Below are 16,145 nucleotides of genomic sequence, written 5' to 3' on the forward strand. Positions count from 1 at the left end.
ATGCAGGCATGGCAAGTGCACCAGAACGGCGAGCCGAGCGAGGTGATGCGCCTCGAGGATGTGGAGCGGCCGGTGCCCGGCGAGGGCCAGGTGCTCCTCAAGGTGCGGGCGGCGAACATCAACTTCCCGGACGCCCTGCTGTGCCGCGGGCAGTACCAGGTCAGGCCGCCGCTGCCGTTCACGCCCGGGGTGGAGATCTGTGGCGAGACCGAGGACGGACGGCGCGTCCTCGCGAACCCCGTGCTGCCGTTCGGCGGTTTCGCCGAGTACGCCGTCGCCGATGCCGCGGCCCTGCTGCCCGCGCCCGACGCGCTGGACGACGCCGAGGCCGCCGCCCTGCACATCGGCTACCAGACCGGCTGGTTCGGTCTGCACCGCCGGGCGCACCTGGAGGCGGGGGAGACCCTGCTCGTGCACGCTGCCGCGGGAGGGGTCGGCAGCGCGGCGGTGCAGCTCGGCAAGGCCGCGGGCGCCACGGTGATCGGCGTCGTCGGCGGGGCCGACAAGGCCGCCGTGGCCCGCGAGCTGGGCTGCGACGTCGTCGTGGACCGACGGACCGAGGATGTCATCGGCGCCGTGAAGGAAGCGACCGGCGGCCGCGGCGCGGACGTGATCTACGACCCCGTCGGCGGGGCGGCGTACACGCAGTCCACCAAGGTCGTCGCTTTCGAGGGGCGCATCGTGGTGGTCGGCTTCGCGAGCGGCACCATCCCGAGCCCCGCCCTGAACCACGCCCTGGTGAAGAACTACGCGATCCTCGGCCTGCACTGGGGCCTCTACAACACCAAGAATCCCAAGCTGGTCCAGCACTGCCACGAGCAGCTCACCGAACTGGCGACGCGCGGTGCGATCAAGCCGCTGGTCAGTGAGCGGGTGCCGCTCGGCGGCGCCGCCGCCGCCGTGCAGCGGGTCGCCGACGGCGTCACGACGGGCCGTGTCGCCGTGGTCCCCTCGCTCGAGAACGGAGCAACCGCATGACCGACGCTGCCGAACTGCGCCGCCTCACCCAGGAGTTGCTGGCCGCACATCCGCCGGAGACCACGGACCGGCTCGACTTCCTCAAGGACCGTTTCGACGCCGGACTCGCCTGGGTGCACTACCCGGAGGGACTCGGCGGGCTCGGGGTGCCGCGCACGCTCCAGGCCGTCGTGGACGCCGAACTGGAGGCCGCGGGCGCCCCCGACAACGACCCCCGGCGTATCGGCATCGGCCTCGGCATGGCCGCGCCGACGATCCTCGGCTACGGCACCGAGGAGCAGAAGCGGCGCTATCTGCGCCCGCTGTGGGCCGGCGAGGAGGTCTGGTGCCAGCTCTTCAGCGAGCCGGGCGCCGGGTCCGACCTGGCCGCGCTGGGCACGCGCGCCGTCCGTGAAGGCGACGAGTGGGTGGTCAACGGGCAGAAGGTGTGGACGTCCAGCGCCCACGTCGCCCGCTGGGCCATCCTCATCGCCCGCACCGACCCGGACGTGCCCAAGCACCGGGGCATCACCTACTTCATCTGCGACATGACCGACCCGGGCGTCGAGGTCCGGCCGCTGCGCCAGATCACCGGCGAGGCCGAGTTCAACGAGGTGTTCCTCACCGACGTCCGCATCCCCGACTCCCGCCGGCTCGGCGACGTCGGTGACGGCTGGCGGGTCGCGCAGACCACGCTGAACAACGAACGCGTCGCCATCGGCGGCATGCGGCTGCCCCGCGAAGGCGGCATGATCGGCCCGGTCGCCGGGACCTGGCGCGAGCGCCCCGAACTGCGCACCCACGATCTGCACCAGCGGCTGCTGAAGCTGTGGGTCGAGGCCGAGGTCGCCCGTCTCACCGGCGAGCGGCTGCGCCAGCAGCTCGTGGCGGGCCAGCCCGGCCCCGAGGGCGCCGGCATGAAGCTGTCGTTCGCCCGCCTCAACCAGGAGATCAGCGGGCTGGAGGTCGAACTCCTCGGCGAGGAAGGCCTGTTGTACGACGACTGGACGATGCGCCGACCCGAACTGGTCGACTTCACCGGCCGCGACGCGGGCTACCGCTACCTCCGCTCGAAGGGCAACAGCATCGAGGGCGGGACCAGCGAGGTCCTGCTCAACATCGTCGCCGAACGCGTCCTGGGCCTGCCGTCCGAGCCGCGCACCGACAAGGACGTCGCATGGAAGGACCTCGCCCGATGACCACGCGGAGCACGCAGCCGGATCTGCTGTACTCGGAGGAGGAAGAGGCACTGCGCGCCGTCGTCCGCGACCTCCTCCGCGATCACTGCGGGGCGGCGGACGTCATCGCCCGCACGGAGTCGGACGCCCCGCACGACCGCGCCCTGTGGAAGGCCCTGGCGGACGGCATGGGACTCGCGGGTCTCCTGGTGCCCGAGGCGCAGGGCGGCCAGGGTGCCTCGCACCGTGAAGCCGCCGTGGTCCTCGAGGAGTTGGGCCGCGCGGTCGCCCCCGTGCCCTACCTCACCAGTGCCGTCGTCGCCACCGAGGCACTGCTGGCCGGTGAGGGCGACGAGGCCGCGAAGCTGCTGGCCGCGCTCGCGTCGGGGCGGACGGTGGGCGCGCTCGCCGTCGCGCTGTCCGTCGCGCCGGGCGGAGCCTACCGGGCCGTACGCCATGAAGACGGCGCGCTGCATGGCGAGTTGACCGGCATCGCGGACGCGGCGGCCGCCGATGTGCTGCTGGTGCCCGCAGAGGACGGCGGGCTGTACGCGGTGAACGCCGACGACACGGCCACCGTCACGATCACTCCGCAGGTCTCCTTCGACCTCACCAGGCCGGTCGCCACGGTCACCTTCGAGGGAGCGCCGGCGCGTCGCGTGGGCGCCGCCGAGCCCGCCGTACGCCGGGCCCTGCGCGCCGGTGCCGGACTGCTCGCCTCCGAGCAACTCGGCGTGGCCGACTGGTGCTTGACGGAAACGGTGCGCTACTTGAAGGAGCGCAAGCAGTTCAACCGGCCCGTCGGCGGCTTCCAGGCGCTCAAGCACCGGCTCGCGCAGCTGTGGCTGGAAGTCGTCAGCCTGCGGGCGGCGGCGCGGAACGCGGCCGACGCGCTCGCCACCGGCAGCGCGGACAGCGACGTGGCGGTCGCCGTCGCCCAGGCGTACGCGGCCCCGGTCGCCGTCCGCACCGCGGAGGAGGCCCTCCAGCTGCACGGCGGCCTCGGCATGACCTGGGAACACCCGGTCCACCTCTACCTCAAGCGGGCGAAGGCGGACTCGATCGCGTACGGCACGGCGGGCGGTCACCGCGAGGCGCTGGCCGAACTGGTCGACCTCCGGGCCCCCTGACGCACACCCGGAAGAAGCCCGCCCCACCTGGGGCGGGCCTTTCGGTGTGCCCCGCCGCGACGAAGTGAACGCACGGCGGCGGTCCGGCCAACTCCGCGCACGGCCCTGCCCCTTGGGCTCGCGGGCGCCGCATACTCGCCGGTGTCCCGTACGGCACTTCCAGGGAGGCAGAGCATGGCCCTCACCACCCGTCGCAGAGCCCTCACCACCCTCGGCGCCGCCCTCGCCGGCTCCGTCGCGCTGCCCGCGCACGCACGAGCGAGCGAGCGGGGGCACGGCCCGCGCCCGCTGCGGCGCGCCCACGCGCACAACGACTACGAGCACCCGCGGCCCCTGTTCGACGCCCTCGGCCATCGTTTCGGCAGCGTCGAGGCCGACATCTACCTCGTCGGCGACCAGCTCCTCGTGGCCCACGACCCGGCGGACCTCGACCCGGCCCGCACCCTCGAATCCCTCTACCTCGATCCGCTGGCCGCCCGCGTCAGGGCCAACCACGGCTCCGTGTACCGGGGGTGGCGCACGCCCCTGCAACTTCTCATCGACATCAAGACCGAGGGCTCGTCCACCTACCTCGAACTCGACCGCCATCTACGGCGCTACCGCAACCTGTTCACCACGTACGCGCACGGCCGCGTGCACCCCGGCCCGGTCACGGCCGTGATCTCCGGCGACCGCGCGGCCCGTACGCCGATGGAGGCGCAGAGCGTGCGCCGCGCCTTCTACGACGGTCGCCTCACCGATCTCGGCAGCTCAGCCCCGGCCTCCCTCATCCCGCTGATCAGCGACAACTGGACGCTCAACTTCAGCTGGCTCGGGGCGGGCCCGTTCCCGGGCGCCGAGCGGCAGAAGCTGCGGGGCATCGTCGCGGCGGCGCACGCACGCCGGCAGAAGGTGCGGTTGTGGGCCACGCCCGATCGGGCGGGCCCGGACCGGGACGCGCTGTGGGCCGAGCTGCTCGCCGCGGACGTCGACTACGTCAACACGGACGACCTCGCGGGCCTGGAGGCGTTCCTCGACGCCCACGAGCGGCCGTAGACACCACACGTTCGGGGGACACGTCAGCCGCCCGGACGAACCCTCCGCTACGCGACACTTGCGGCCTAAAGCCGCGGTATCGACGTGGCGGAGGAGGTTCCGATGGCCATTTCCATCTCTGTGGTGCTGCTGCTTCTGATCCTTGTGGTGGTCTTCGTGCGCAACGGGGCACTGAAGTTGTCGCACTGCCTGATCTGCGTGTTGCTCGGGTTCTTCCTGGCCGGCTCCAGCATGGCCCCGACCATCCACAACGGCCTGCTGGCGACGGCGGACATCGTCAGCAGCCTGCACCCCTAGCCTGCGGGAGGCCAGGGATGCGGGCCGGACGGTGCCCGGTCACGTCCGGGTGAACACCCCGATGCCGTTCGGGACCGGCCGTTCGGCGCCGCCGCTCGGGTGGTTGCGTACGGTCACGGAGGTCGCCCCGGGAGCGCGGGCGACCAGCGTGGTCGAGCCGCCGCCGTCGAGGCTGAAGGCCTCGGTGGCACCCAAGCCGCGCATGACCGAGGCGACTTCGGCGATGGTCAGGCCGCTGCGGTAGGCGGCGGCGCCGTCGATCGCGAGGAGCAGCAGACGGCGGCCGGCGTCCTTGATGCCCACCGCGGTGCGTACGGCCGAGGTGACGGTGTCGAGGCCCGGCAGCGGCTTCCCCTGCCTCAGCACCGGGTATCCGCCGATCGCGAAGCTGTACGCGACCTGCGACCCGGCCGCCACCAGACGGTGCTCCACCGACACCTCCTCGCCCGTGGACAGCTTCCGCAACTGCTGCGCGCCTGCCTCGCGGCCGACCAGCACCGTGGTGCCGGCGGCGATCGGTCCGCTGCCGGGGGAGTCGGCGAAGGACACCACCTGGCCGTCCCTGACCGTCACTTCGTAGGTGTCCGTACTGCACGGCGCCGCCCGGTCGGTGTCCGTGCCGCACACGGCCCGGGCGCGCGAGACACTGCCCCAGTCCGCGGTGTACGCGCCGACCGAACCCTCCGGCAGCGCGTACTGGTTGAGCCCGCGGAGCGGCAGCTCTCCCGCCGCGGTGTCCACGGATCCTTCGAGGGCCAGGCGGTCGAGCCGGGCCCGGCGGTCGTCGCCGACGCCGAGCACGTCCTCGGTGGTCGTACCGGGCGGCAGCGCCGGCCCGAAGCGCTGGCCGTTCGGCACGGCTGCCTTGAGTGTGTGCCCGTCCGCGATCGCCGGACCGTCGGTCGAACCGGTCGCCTCGACCCCCGGGTGCTGGGTCTCGGTGATGTTGAAGAAGTCGCCGTTGATGCCCGCGAGCGCGCCCTGCGAGTCGGCGAGCCGTGAGACCGGGGCGCGGGCCGCGACGGCGCCCGGGTGCAGGAGGCCGACCCGCACCCGCGGATCGGCGAGATCGACGCTCAGGAGATGGGCGTGCGTCACTCCTCGGTCCGCCGGGATGTCGAACTGCGTGTACTCGACGCCCGGCGCGAGCGGGACGCTCCTCGGCGCGCCGCCGGCCGGCGCCGCTCCCGCCAGGGCCGCACCGGCCAGCGCGCTCCAGGCCGTGAGTACCGTCAGTACCGTTCTGAGCCGTCCGCCGCGACGCGTCACAGTCCCCCCTGATGTCTCGTCAACTGTCCCAGGAATCAGGGGAAGTGCACCAGATGTCGGTGGCCGGCGCGGTACCTAGGCGTCGACGACGCGGGAACGGATCAGAAAACGCACTCCTTCGGGTGCTTCGAGGGAGAAGCCGCTGCCTCGGCCGGGTACGACATCGACGATCAGCCGGGTGTGGCTCCACACCTCGTACTGGTTCCTCGACATCCAGAAGCCCACCGCCTCGTCGACGCCCTCGACCTCCAGCTCCGCGAGCAGCACGTCGGAGCCGCCGGTGCGGAACTCGCCGTCCGGATAGCACATGGGCGCGCTGCCGTCGCAGCAGCCGCCTGACTGATGGAACATCAGCGGTCCGTGGGCCGCCCGCAGCCGCCGCACCAGCTCGGCGGCGGCAGGGGTGAGCTCCACGCGCGGGACCATCTCCACGGTCGGATCCATGCCCTCAGCCGACCAGCCGCCACGTTGCGAGAAGGTTGCACGCGCGGGGCGGGGCGCCTTCAGGGCCGTACGAGGAGCTGGAACTCGAAGGCGTACCGTGACGCGCGGTAGATGTGGGTGCCGTATTCGACGGCGCGGCCGGTGTCGTCGTAGGCGGTGCGCCGCATGGTGAGCAGGGCGGCGCCCTCGTGCTCGTCCAGCCGCTCGGCCTCCTGGGCGGTCGCGCCGCGGGCGCTCACGGACTGGCGGGCGCTGTGCAGGGTGATGCCGACGGCGCGCATCATCCGGTACAGGCCGGTCGCCTCCAGCCGGGCGGTGCCGAGGTCCAGCAGGCCGGCCGGCACGTGGTTGGACAGGAACGCCACCGGCTGGCCGTGGGCGAGGCGCAGCCGTTCGATGTGGTGCACATCGCCGCCCTCGGCGAGGCCCAGGGCGGCCGCGACCTCGGCGGACGCCGGCTGGACCTCGTTGCGCAGCACCCGCGTCGCGGGGTTCTGGCCGGCGGCCTCCAGGTCGTCGTACAGGCTGCTGAGCTCCAGCGGGCGCTTGACCTGACTGTGCACCACCTGGGTGCCGATGCCCCGGCGGCGCACGAGCAGCCCCTTGTCGACCAGCGACTGGATGGCCTGGCGCACGGTGGGCCGGGACAGACCGAGCCGCCCGGCGAACTCGATCTCGTTGCCGAGGAGGCTGCCCGGGCCCAGCGCGCCGTGCTCGATCGCATGCTCCAGCTGCTGGGCGAGCTGGTAGTAGAGCGGCACCGGACTGTTGCGGTCGAGTGCGAAGTCGAGGCGTACGGGGGTGGCGGGGTTCCTGTGACGGGACATCAGGAGTGGCTGGGGAAGTTCAGGTTGATGGTCCTCATGGCGGGTCCTTTCGTGAGCCGGGAGGCAGGAGGAGTCAGAGGTGTCGGCGGCGTTCGGCGGTGTGCCCGTCGTAGGTCGCGCGGGCGTCCACCGCGGCCTCGCGGGAGGCCACCTCGGCGACGGGCACGTCCCACCACGCCTGTGCCGGGGGAGCGGTGGGCGCCGGGTCAGTTTCGACGTACACGCAGGTCGGCCGGTCCGAGGCGCGGGCCTCGGCGAGGGCGTCGCGCAGTTCCCGTACGGTCTTGGCCCGGATGACGTCCATGCCGAGGCTGGCCGCGTTGGCGGCGAGGTCCACCGGCAGCGGCGCGCCGGAGAAGGTGCCGTCCGCGGCCCGGTAGCGGTAGGCGGTGCCGAAGCGCTCGCCGCCCACGCTCTCGGACAGGCCGCCGATGGAGGCGTAGCCGTGGTTCTGGATCAGGACCAGGTTGACGGGCAGCGACTCCTGGACGGCGGTGACGATCTCGGTCGGCATCATCAGATACGTCCCGTCACCGACCAGCGACCACACGGGCGTGCCGGGGGCGGCCTGCTGGACACCGATACCGGCCGGGATCTCGTAGCCCATGCAGGAGTAGCCGTACTCCAGGTGGTACTGGCGCGGCGAGCGGGCTCGCCACAGTTTGTGCAGGTCGCCGGGGAGAGAGCCGGCCGCGTTGATGACCACGTCCGCGTCGCCCACGACGGAGTCAAGGGCGCCGAGCACCTGGGTCTGGGTCGGCACGGCGTTCTCGTCGTCGGCGCGGAAGGCGTCGGCCACGACCCGCTCCCAACGCTCCTTGCCCGAGCGGTACTCGGCCTCGTACGCCGCGTCCACACGATGGCCCGCCAACGCCTCGGCGAGCGCCTCCAGGCCCGCCCGCGCGTCGGCGACCAGGGGCCGGGCGGCGAGCTTGTGGGCGTCGAAGGCGGTGATGTTGAGGTTGACGAACCGCACTCCGGGGTTGCGGAACAGGGTGGCGGAGGCCGTGGTGAAGTCGGTGTAGCGGGTGCCGACACCGATGACCAGGTCGGCGGTGCGCGCGAGGTCGTCGCTGACCGCGGTGCCGGTGTGGCCGATGCCGCCGAGGTCGGCGGGGTGGTCGTGGCGCAGCGAGCCCTTGCCCGCCTGGGTGGAGGCGACGGGGATGCCGGTGGCGTCCACCAGCTCGCGCAGCGCCGTCTCCGCCTCGCTGTGGTGGACGCCGCCGCCCGCGACGATCAGCGGCCGCTCGGCGCCGCGGATCGCCCGGGCCGCCTCGGCCAGTTCGACCGGGTCGGGCGCGGGGCGGCGTACGCGCCAGACGCGCTCGGCGAAGAACTCCTCGGGCCAGTCGTACGCCTCGGCCTGCACGTCCTGCGGCAGGGCGAGGGTGACCGCGCCGGTCTCGGCCGGGTCGGCGAGGACCCGCATGGCGGCGAGCGCGGACGGGACGAGCGTCTCCGGGCGGGTGATCCGGTCGAAGTAGCGGGAGACCGGGCGCAGGGTGTCGTTCACCGACAGGTCTGCCTCCACCGGGTGTTCCAGCTGCTGGAGCAGCGGGTCCGCGGCGCGCGTCGCGAAGTAGTCGCCGGGCAGGAGCAGCACCGGGAGACGGTTGATCGTGGCCAGGGCGGCGCCGGTGACCAGGTTGGTGGCGCCGGGGCCGATGGACGTGGTGACGGCCTGGGCGGAGAGGCGGCCCAGCTGGCGGGCGTAGCCGACCGCCGCGTGCACCATCGCCTGCTCGTTGCGGCCCTGGTGGAACGGCATGGCCTGCTCGCCGGCTTCGAGGAGCGCCTGGCCGATGCCCGCCACGTTGCCGTGGCCGAAGATGCCCCAGGTGCCGGCGATCAGGCGGTGCCGTACGCCGTCGCGCTCGGTGTACTGCGCGGACAGGAAACGCACCAGCGCCTGGGCGACGGTCAGGCGGCGGGTGGACTGGTCCATGGGGACCTGGCTCATCGGGACCTCACTGGGACGGGGCGGTGTAGCGGGGGAGTCGGGGGTCCACGGGCTGATCCGGCCAGGTGGCGCGGATCCAGGCGTGGTCGGGGTGGTCGCGGATCAGCCAGTCGCGCTCGGCGCCGGGACCCGCCATCACGTTGAGGTAGTACATGTCGTGGCCGGGCGCCGCCATCGACGGGCCGTGCCAGCCGTCCGGGATGAGGACGGTGTCGCCGCTGCGCACCTCGGCCAGGACGTCGGTGCCCCGGCCGTGGCCGGAGGGCGAGACCCGCTGGTAGCCCAGGCCGGGCGTGCCGTCGTGGGCGGCGATCTCGAAGTAGTAGATCTCCTCCAGCTCGGACTCCTCACCGGGGCGGTGCTCGTCGTGCTTGTGGGGCGGGAACGAGGACCAGTTGCCTCCCGGCGTGATGATCTCGACGGCGATCAGCTGGTCGCACGCGAAACCCTGTCCGGCATCGCCCCCGGCGGGGACCGCCGCGGCGAAGTTGTTGACCTGGCGGGAGCAGGTGCCGGTGCCGCGCAGCTCGACCGGGACGGCGGCGGCGGGCCCGTAGCGGGCGGGCAGCCGCTCGGTGCAGCGGGCGCCGGTCAGCGCGAAGCGGCCGCCGCCGCGCGAGGCGAGGGAGACCTGGGCGTCGCGCGGCACATAGGCGAAGTCGCTGACCCCGCTGAAGACGCTCTCGCGCCCGGCCAGGCGGAAGGTCTCGCCGCCGACGGCCACCGTGCAGGACCCCGCCAGCGGCAGCACGATCCACTCGCTGTCGCCGGTGTCGAAGGAGTGCCATCCGCCGGCGGGCAGTTCCAGCACGCGCAGACTGGAGTGGCCCCAGCCGGCCGACTCGGGGGAGATGTCCACCGTGTAGGGGCCGTTCGCCGCCTTGCCCGCGGGGAGGTGGTGCGTGGTCGTCATGATGCCTTTCCTGGACCGGGTCGGTGATGTCAGAGCAGGCCGACCGCGGTGTCCACCGCCGTCGCCACGCCGCCGTCGGCGGGATACAGGAGTGAGCGGCCCACGACCATGCCCTGGACGGTGGGCAGCCGCAGCGCCTTGCGCCATCTCTCGTACGCGCCCTCCTGGTCCTCGCCGACCTCGCCGCCGAGCAGCACGGCGGGCAGGGTGGAGGCCTCGAGGACCTCGCCCATGTCGTCGGGATCCTCGGTGACCGGCAGCTTGAGCCAGGTGTACGCCGAGGTGCCGGCGAGGCCCGAGGCGATGGCGATGGAGCGGGTGACGGCCTCGGCGCCGAGGTCGTTGCGGACCGTGCCGTCCACCCGGCGCGAGATGAACGGCTCGACGAACACGGGGAGTCGGCGCGCGGCCATGTCGTCGATCGCGCGGGCCGTGGACTCCAGGGTCGCCGAAGACCCCTGGTCGGCGTAGTCGATGCGCAGCAGCAGCTTGCCCGCGTCGAAGCGGAGCCGCTCGATGTCCTCGGCGCGGTGCCCGGTGAAGCGGTCGTCCATCTCGAAGGACGCGCCGGCCAGGCCGCCGCGGTTCATCGACCCCATGACGACCTTGTTCTCCAGCACACCCAGGAGCAGCAGGTCCTCCAGGATGTCGGCGGTGGCCAGTACCCCGTCCACACCCGGCCGGGACAGCGCGACACACAGGCGCTCGAGCAGATCGGCGCGATGCGCCATGGCCAGCCCTCGGCCGCCCACGCCGAGCGCGCCGCGCGCCGGATGATCGGCCGCGACGATCAGGAGGCGGCCGCTCTCGCCGATCAGCGGCCGGCGCGTGCGGCGGCCGGCCGCTTCGGCGATGGCCTCCGGATGCCGGGCCCGCACCGTGGCGAGGTCGGGGATGCTGATGGTCAAGACAGGCTCCGTTCGGGGTGGCGGGTCATCCGCGCGCGACGAGGTCCTCGACCTCATCGAGGGTGGGCATCGCGGAGGAGCAGGCGAGGCGGGAGGCGACGAGGGCGCCGGCCGCGTTGGCGTAGCGCATGGTCCGCTCCAGCTCCCAGCCCGCCAGCAGCCCGTGGCAGAGCGAGCCGCCGAACGCGTCGCCCGCGCCGAGGCCGTTGACGACCTCCACCGGGACGGGCGGCACCTCGGCGGTGGTGCCGTCGCGGTGCACGGCGAGGACACCCTTGGGGCCCTGTTTGACGACGGCCAGTTCCACGCCCGCCTCGATCAACGCCTCGGCGCAGGCCCGGGGTTCGCGTACGCCGGTGGCGATCTCGCACTCGTCGAGGTTGCCGACGGCCACGGTCGCGTGGCGCAGCGCCTCGGCGTAGTACGGGCGGGCCGCCCGTGGGTCCTGCCAGAACATCGGGCGCCAGTCGAGGTCGAAGACCGTGGTGCCCCCCTTGGTGCGGGCCTTGAGGGCGGCGAGCGTGGCGGAGCGGCTGGGCTCCTCGCTCAGCCCGGTGCCGGTGATCCAGAAGATTCGGGCGGCGCGGAGGGCGAAGAAGTCGAGCTCCTCGGTGCGGATCTCCAGGTCCGGTGCCTTGGGCTGCCGGTAGAAGTACAGCGGGAAGTCGTCCGGCGGGAAGATCTCGCAGAAGGTGACCGGCGTCGGATAGGCGTCGACGGGGGTGACGAACCGGTCGTCGACGCCGAACTCCTCGAGCGCCTGGTGCAGATAGGTGCCGAACGGGTCGTTGCCGGTCCGGGTGATCACCGCGGTGGAGCGGCCGAGGCGTGCGGCGGCCACGGCGACATTGGCGGCGGAACCGCCGAGGAATTTCCCGAAGGACTCGACCTGCGGCAGTGGAACGCCCGGCTGTAGGGGGTAGAGGTCGACGCCGATGCGCCCCATAGTGATCAGGTCGAAAGTTTCAACGGAGTCTGGCATGCACGTCGCTCCTCATCGGGGGATGCGGGCACCCCGGGACCTGATGGCCTGGTGCGGTGTCTCCCAGGTGTAGGGCGCCCATCGGTCTTGTGTCAATAGTTTGTACGGACATTCGGACCTGCTAGTGAAATGATGTCTTAACAAAGTATTGACAGGTGGGTGCAACAGGGACTTGTATCGCGTCCCAACGAAGCAGCCGCGTCATCGGCACATGATCTGGGCTTCCCGTCCAGGCCCCCGGCTCGGGTCCTGTGCCCGGAGCACTCCGCTCCCTTTCCCTCTGGTCGCACAGTGAGGTGCTGGAAAGATGGACCGCACGTTTTACCCCCGCTCCCGCAGGATCGCCCCGCTCGTCGCGGCGGCAGCCGCCTCCGCGCTGCTCGTCGCGGGCTGCTCCAGCGGCTCCGGCGGCAAGAAGGCCGAGGAGGGCGGGAGCGGCGCCTCCGCCGGCAAGGCCAACACGCCCCGTATGACGGTCGCGTTGGTCACCCACCAGGCGCCCGGCGACACGTTCTGGGACATCGTCCGCAAGGGCGCCCAGGCGGCCGCCGCCAAGGACAACATCAAGCTGGTCTACTCGGCCGACCCGAACGCGGGCAACCAGGCCAACCTGGTCCAGAACGCGATCGACCAGAAGGTCGACGGCATCGCGATCACCCTGGCCAAGCCGGACGCCATGAAGAGCGTCGCGGCAAAGGCGGAGAAGTCCGGCATACCCGTGGTCGGGCTCAACTCGGGGTTGAGTGACTGGAAGTCGCTGGGCCTGATGGAGTTCTTCGGGCAGGACGAGGGTGTGGCGGGCGAGGCCTTCGGCAAGAAGCTGAACGAGGTCGGCGCCAAGAAGGCCGTCTGTGTGGTCCAGGAGCAGGGCAACGTCGGGCTCACCCAGCGCTGCGCCGGCGTGAAGAAGACGTTCAAGGGCACGACGGTGAACCTGTATGTCAACGGCACCGACATGCCGTCGGTGAAGTCGACGATCACCGCCAAGCTCAAGCAGGACAGTTCCATCGACTACGTGGTCGCGCTCGGTGCCCCGTACGCCCTGACCGCGGTGCAGTCGGTGAGCGACGCGGGCAGCAAGGCCAAGATCGCCACCTTCGACCTCAACAAGGAACTGACCAGCGCCATCAAGAAGGGCGACATCCAGTTCGCGGTCGACCAGCAGCCGTACCTTCAGGGCTACTTGGCGGTCGACTCCCTGTGGCTCTACAAGAACAACGGCAATTACAGCGGCGGTGGTGAGCAGCCGGTGCTGACCGGCCCTGCCTTCGTCGACAAGACCAACGTCGAGACGGTCGCCGAGTTCGCCGCGAAGGGCACTCGGTGATCTGAATGACTCAAGCAACGGCACCGGCGACGAGTCCCTCGTCGCCGGCCTCGCCGGCCGCCCCCAAGGACGGCCGTACCGGCGAACGCTCGTTGGGGCGGCGGCTGCTGGCCCGCCCCGAGGTCGGCGCGCTGATCGCCGCCGTCGGTGTGTACGTGTTCTTCTTCGCGGTGGCCCCCTCCTTCCGCGACGCGAGCGCCCTGTCCACCGTGCTCTACCAGGCGTCGGTGATGGGCATCATGGCGCTGCCGGTGGCCCTGCTGATGATCGGCGGCGAGTTCGACCTGTCGGCGGGTGTCGCCGTGACGACCTCGGCGCTCACCGCCGCCATCCTGAGCTTCCAGCTGACGATGAACGTGTGGACCGGCGTCTTCGTCGCGCTCCTCGTGTCCCTCGCCGTCGGCGCGTTCAACGGCTGGCTGCTGATCAAGACCGGCCTGCCCAGCTTCCTGGTCACGCTGGGCTCGTTCCTGGTCCTCCAGGGCGCCAACCTGGCGGTCACCAAGATCTTCACCGACAACGTCGCGAGCGACTCGATCGCCGACATGGACGGCTTCGAGCAGGCCAAGAAGGTCTTCGCCTCCGAGTTCGACATCGGGGGAGTGAGCTTCAAGATCACCATTGTCTACTGGCTGGTGTTCGCCGCCGCCGCCACCTGGCTGCTGCTGCGCACCAAGTTCGGCAACTGGATCTTCGCGGTCGGCGGCAACAAGGACAGCGCCCGCGCGGTCGGCGTCCCGGTCGGCCTCACCAAGATCGCGCTCTTCATGGGCGTCGGTGCCGGCGCCTGGTTCGTCGGCATGCACCTGCTGTTCTCGTTCAACACCGTGCAGTCCGGCGAGGGCGTGGGCAACGAGTTCCTGTACATCATCGCCGCGGTCATCGGCGGCTGTCTGCTCACCGGCGGCTACGGCTCCGCGATCGGCCCGGTCATCGGCGCCTTCATCTTCGGGATGGTGTCCCAGGGCATCGTCTACGCCAACTGGAACCCCGACTGGTTCAAGGCCTTCCTGGGAGCGATGCTCCTCGTCGCCGCCCTCGTCAATCTGTGGGTCCGCCGCCAGGCGACCCGGAGGTGATCTGATCCCATGACAACCAACGGAACCCCGCCCGACGGAACCCCCGTCGAGGAGACCGGGCCCGCGGACGCCGAGCCGATCGTGGAACTGCGCGGCGCAGGCAAGTCGTACGGCAACATCCGCGCCCTGCACGGCGTTGACCTGAGCGTCCGCCCGGGCCGGGTGACCTGCGTCCTGGGTGACAACGGCGCGGGCAAGTCCACCCTCATCAAGATCATCTCAGGGCTGCACCAGCACACCGAGGGCGAGTTCCTCGTCGACGGCGCACCGGTGCACTTCAACACCCCCCGCGAAGCCCTCGACCGCGGCATCGCCACCGTCTACCAGGACCTCGCCACGGTGCCGCTGATGCCGGTGTGGCGGAACTTCTTCCTGGGCTCCGAGCTGACCCGCGGCCCCTGGCCCGTGCGCCGCCTCGACATCGCCCGCATGAAGCGGACCGCCGACGACGAACTGCGCAACATGGGCATCGTCCTCGACGACCTGGACCAGCCCATCGGCACCCTCTCCGGCGGCCAGCGCCAGTCCGTGGCCATCGCGCGCGCCGTCCACTTCGGCGCCCGCGTCCTCATCCTCGACGAGCCCACCGCCGCCCTCGGCGTCAAGCAGTCCGGAGTCGTACTGAAGTACATCGCCGCCGCCCGCGACCGCGGTCTCGGCGTCATCTTCATCACCCACAACCCCCACCACGCCTATATGGTCGGCGACCACTTCAGCGTGCTGCGCCTCGGCACCATGGAACTCAACGCCGCCCGCAGCGAGGTCAGCCTCGAGGAGCTGACCAACCACATGGCCGGCGGTGCCGAACTGGCCGCGCTCAAGCACGAGTTGGCGCAGGTCCGCGGCGTCGACGTCGAGGGGCTGCCGGATGCGGACGACCTCCAGGCACCGGTGGCGGCCGCTTCCGAAGGGACTTCCTGACATGACCCCTGCCCTGGACCGCATCCGGGTCGGATCGGCCCCGGACTCCTGGGGTGTCTGGTTCCCGGACGACCCCCAGCAGGTCCCCTGGCAGCGCTTCCTCGACGAGGTCGCCGAGGCGGGCTACCAGTGGATCGAGCTGGGCCCGTACGGCTATCTGCCGACCGACCCCGCCCGCCTCACCGACGAGGTGGCCCGGCGCAACCTCCAGGTGTCGGCCGGCACGGTCTTCACCTCGCTGCACCGGGGACCGTCCGTGTGGGACGCCACCTGGGAGCACGTCGGGCAGGTCGCCGCGCTCACCCGGGCGATGGGCGCACGGCACCTCGTGGTGATCCCGTCCTTCTGGCGCGACGACAAGACCGCCGAGATCATCGAGCCGCCGGAGCTCACGGGCGAGCAGTGGGCCCATCTCGCCAAGGGCATGGAGCGGCTCGGGCACGAGGTCAAGGAGACCTACGGCCTCGACATCGTCGTCCACCCGCACGCCGACACGCACATCGACACCGAGGCCCATGTCGAGCGCTTCCTCGACTCGACCGACTCCGGACTGGTCAACCTGTGCCTGGACACCGGGCACTACGCCTACTGCGGCGGCGACAGCGTCAAGCTCATCGAGACCTACGGCGAGCGCATCGGCTATCTGCACCTCAAGCAGGTCGACCCCGACATCCTCGCCGAGGTGCGCGCGGGCGAGGTCCCGTTCGGGCCCGCCGTGCAGCGCGGGGTGATGTGTGAACCGCCGTCCGGCGTACCCGAGTTGGCGCCGGTCCTGACGGCGGCGCAGCGCCTCGGGGTGGAGCTGTTCGCCATCGTCGAGCAGGACATGTACCCCTGCCCGCCGGACCAGCCCCTGCCGATCGCCCGGCGCACCCGCACGTTCCTCCGCTCCTGCGGAGCCTGAACCCCCCGAAG

16 protein-coding genes are annotated in these 16,145 nt (G+C 71.6%); 9 read left to right on the plus strand and 7 right to left on the minus strand.

Going from position 1 to position 16,145, the window contains the following annotated elements; all coding sequences use genetic code 11:
• From GTY58_RS37040 to GTY58_RS37060, 5 genes are all read left to right on the plus strand, one after another.
• A complete protein-coding gene (locus GTY58_RS37040; protein WP_037647048.1) occupies nt 1-978 on the plus strand; it encodes an NADPH:quinone oxidoreductase family protein in 978 nt (325 codons plus the stop codon).
• Nucleotides 975-2,156: an acyl-CoA dehydrogenase family protein gene (locus GTY58_RS37045; RefSeq protein ID WP_010988535.1), complete on the plus strand. Its 1,182-nt coding sequence runs from the start codon at nt 975-977 to the stop codon at nt 2,154-2,156. Before GTY58_RS37040 ends, GTY58_RS37045 begins: the two co-directional genes overlap by 4 nt.
• Nucleotides 2,153-3,265 carry an acyl-CoA dehydrogenase family protein gene (locus GTY58_RS37050; protein WP_037647049.1) on the plus strand — a complete coding sequence of 371 codons (1,113 nt, stop codon included), beginning with the start codon at nt 2,153-2,155 and terminating at the stop codon, nt 3,263-3,265. The genes GTY58_RS37045 and GTY58_RS37050 overlap by 4 nt, the downstream gene beginning before the upstream one ends.
• Nucleotides 3,266-3,439: 174 nt before the next feature.
• A complete protein-coding gene (locus GTY58_RS37055; protein WP_010988537.1) occupies nt 3,440-4,300 on the plus strand; it encodes a phosphatidylinositol-specific phospholipase C/glycerophosphodiester phosphodiesterase family protein in 861 nt (286 codons plus the stop codon).
• Between the two features lie 102 nt (nt 4,301-4,402).
• On the plus strand, nt 4,403-4,597 hold the full coding sequence (locus tag GTY58_RS37060; RefSeq protein WP_010988538.1) for a hypothetical protein: 195 nt from the start codon (nt 4,403-4,405) through the stop codon (nt 4,595-4,597).
• A gap of 39 nt (nt 4,598-4,636) precedes the next feature.
• Here GTY58_RS37060 and GTY58_RS37065 read toward each other — a convergent pair whose 3' ends face one another.
• The 7 genes from GTY58_RS37065 to iolC form a co-directional block, all read right to left on the minus strand.
• Nucleotides 4,637-5,866 (minus strand): phosphodiester glycosidase family protein, encoded by a 1,230-nt coding sequence (locus tag GTY58_RS37065; RefSeq protein ID WP_010988539.1) that lies wholly within the window; start codon nt 5,864-5,866, stop codon nt 4,637-4,639.
• A 75-nt stretch (nt 5,867-5,941) separates the two neighbouring features.
• Entirely contained in the window at nt 5,942-6,310 is a 369-nt protein-coding gene (locus tag GTY58_RS37070; protein ID WP_010988540.1) for a DUF779 domain-containing protein, read from the minus strand.
• A 59-nt stretch (nt 6,311-6,369) separates the two neighbouring features.
• The gene (locus GTY58_RS37075) at nt 6,370-7,137 is read right to left on the minus strand and encodes a GntR family transcriptional regulator (protein WP_010988541.1); all 768 of its coding nucleotides are present in this window, start codon (nt 7,135-7,137) and stop codon (nt 6,370-6,372) included.
• Nucleotides 7,138-7,210: 73 nt separating this feature from the next.
• A complete protein-coding gene (gene iolD / locus GTY58_RS37080) occupies nt 7,211-9,085 on the minus strand; it encodes a 3D-(3,5/4)-trihydroxycyclohexane-1,2-dione acylhydrolase (decyclizing) (protein ID WP_037647050.1) in 1,875 nt (624 codons plus the stop codon).
• Between the two features lie 22 nt (nt 9,086-9,107).
• Nucleotides 9,108-10,013: a 5-deoxy-glucuronate isomerase gene (iolB, locus tag GTY58_RS37085; protein ID WP_010988543.1), complete on the minus strand. Its 906-nt coding sequence runs from the start codon at nt 10,011-10,013 to the stop codon at nt 9,108-9,110.
• Between the two features lie 29 nt (nt 10,014-10,042).
• Nucleotides 10,043-10,921 carry a hypothetical protein gene (locus tag GTY58_RS37090; protein ID WP_010988544.1) on the minus strand — a complete coding sequence of 293 codons (879 nt, stop codon included), beginning with the start codon at nt 10,919-10,921 and terminating at the stop codon, nt 10,043-10,045.
• Nucleotides 10,922-10,946: 25 nt separating this feature from the next.
• A complete protein-coding gene (gene iolC / locus GTY58_RS37095; protein ID WP_010988545.1) occupies nt 10,947-11,903 on the minus strand; it encodes a 5-dehydro-2-deoxygluconokinase in 957 nt (318 codons plus the stop codon).
• 307 nt (nt 11,904-12,210) lie between these two features.
• Between iolC and GTY58_RS37100 the strand changes: the two genes are divergently transcribed.
• Genes GTY58_RS37100 through GTY58_RS37115 form a run of 4 tightly spaced genes read left to right on the plus strand, consistent with a single transcriptional unit; the run spans nt 12,211 to nt 16,134 of the window.
• The gene (locus GTY58_RS37100) at nt 12,211-13,230 is read left to right on the plus strand and encodes a sugar ABC transporter substrate-binding protein (RefSeq protein ID WP_010988546.1); all 1,020 of its coding nucleotides are present in this window, start codon (nt 12,211-12,213) and stop codon (nt 13,228-13,230) included.
• Nucleotides 13,231-13,235: 5 nt separating this feature from the next.
• On the plus strand, nt 13,236-14,309 hold the full coding sequence (locus GTY58_RS37105) for an ABC transporter permease (protein WP_010988547.1): 1,074 nt from the start codon (nt 13,236-13,238) through the stop codon (nt 14,307-14,309).
• A gap of 9 nt (nt 14,310-14,318) precedes the next feature.
• Complete coding sequence (locus tag GTY58_RS37110; RefSeq protein ID WP_010988548.1) at nt 14,319-15,230, plus strand: ATP-binding cassette domain-containing protein; 912 nt, start codon at nt 14,319-14,321, stop codon at nt 15,228-15,230.
• 1 nt (nt 15,231) lies between these two features.
• Complete coding sequence (locus GTY58_RS37115; RefSeq protein WP_010988549.1) at nt 15,232-16,134, plus strand: sugar phosphate isomerase/epimerase; 903 nt, start codon at nt 15,232-15,234, stop codon at nt 16,132-16,134.
• Nucleotides 16,135-16,145: the final 11 nt, after the last annotated feature.

Origin of the sequence: Streptomyces sp. SID5469 (genome assembly GCF_009862865.1) — a bacterium.
In the GTDB taxonomy this organism is placed as follows: Bacteria; Actinomycetota; Actinomycetes; order Streptomycetales; family Streptomycetaceae; genus Streptomyces; species Streptomyces avermitilis.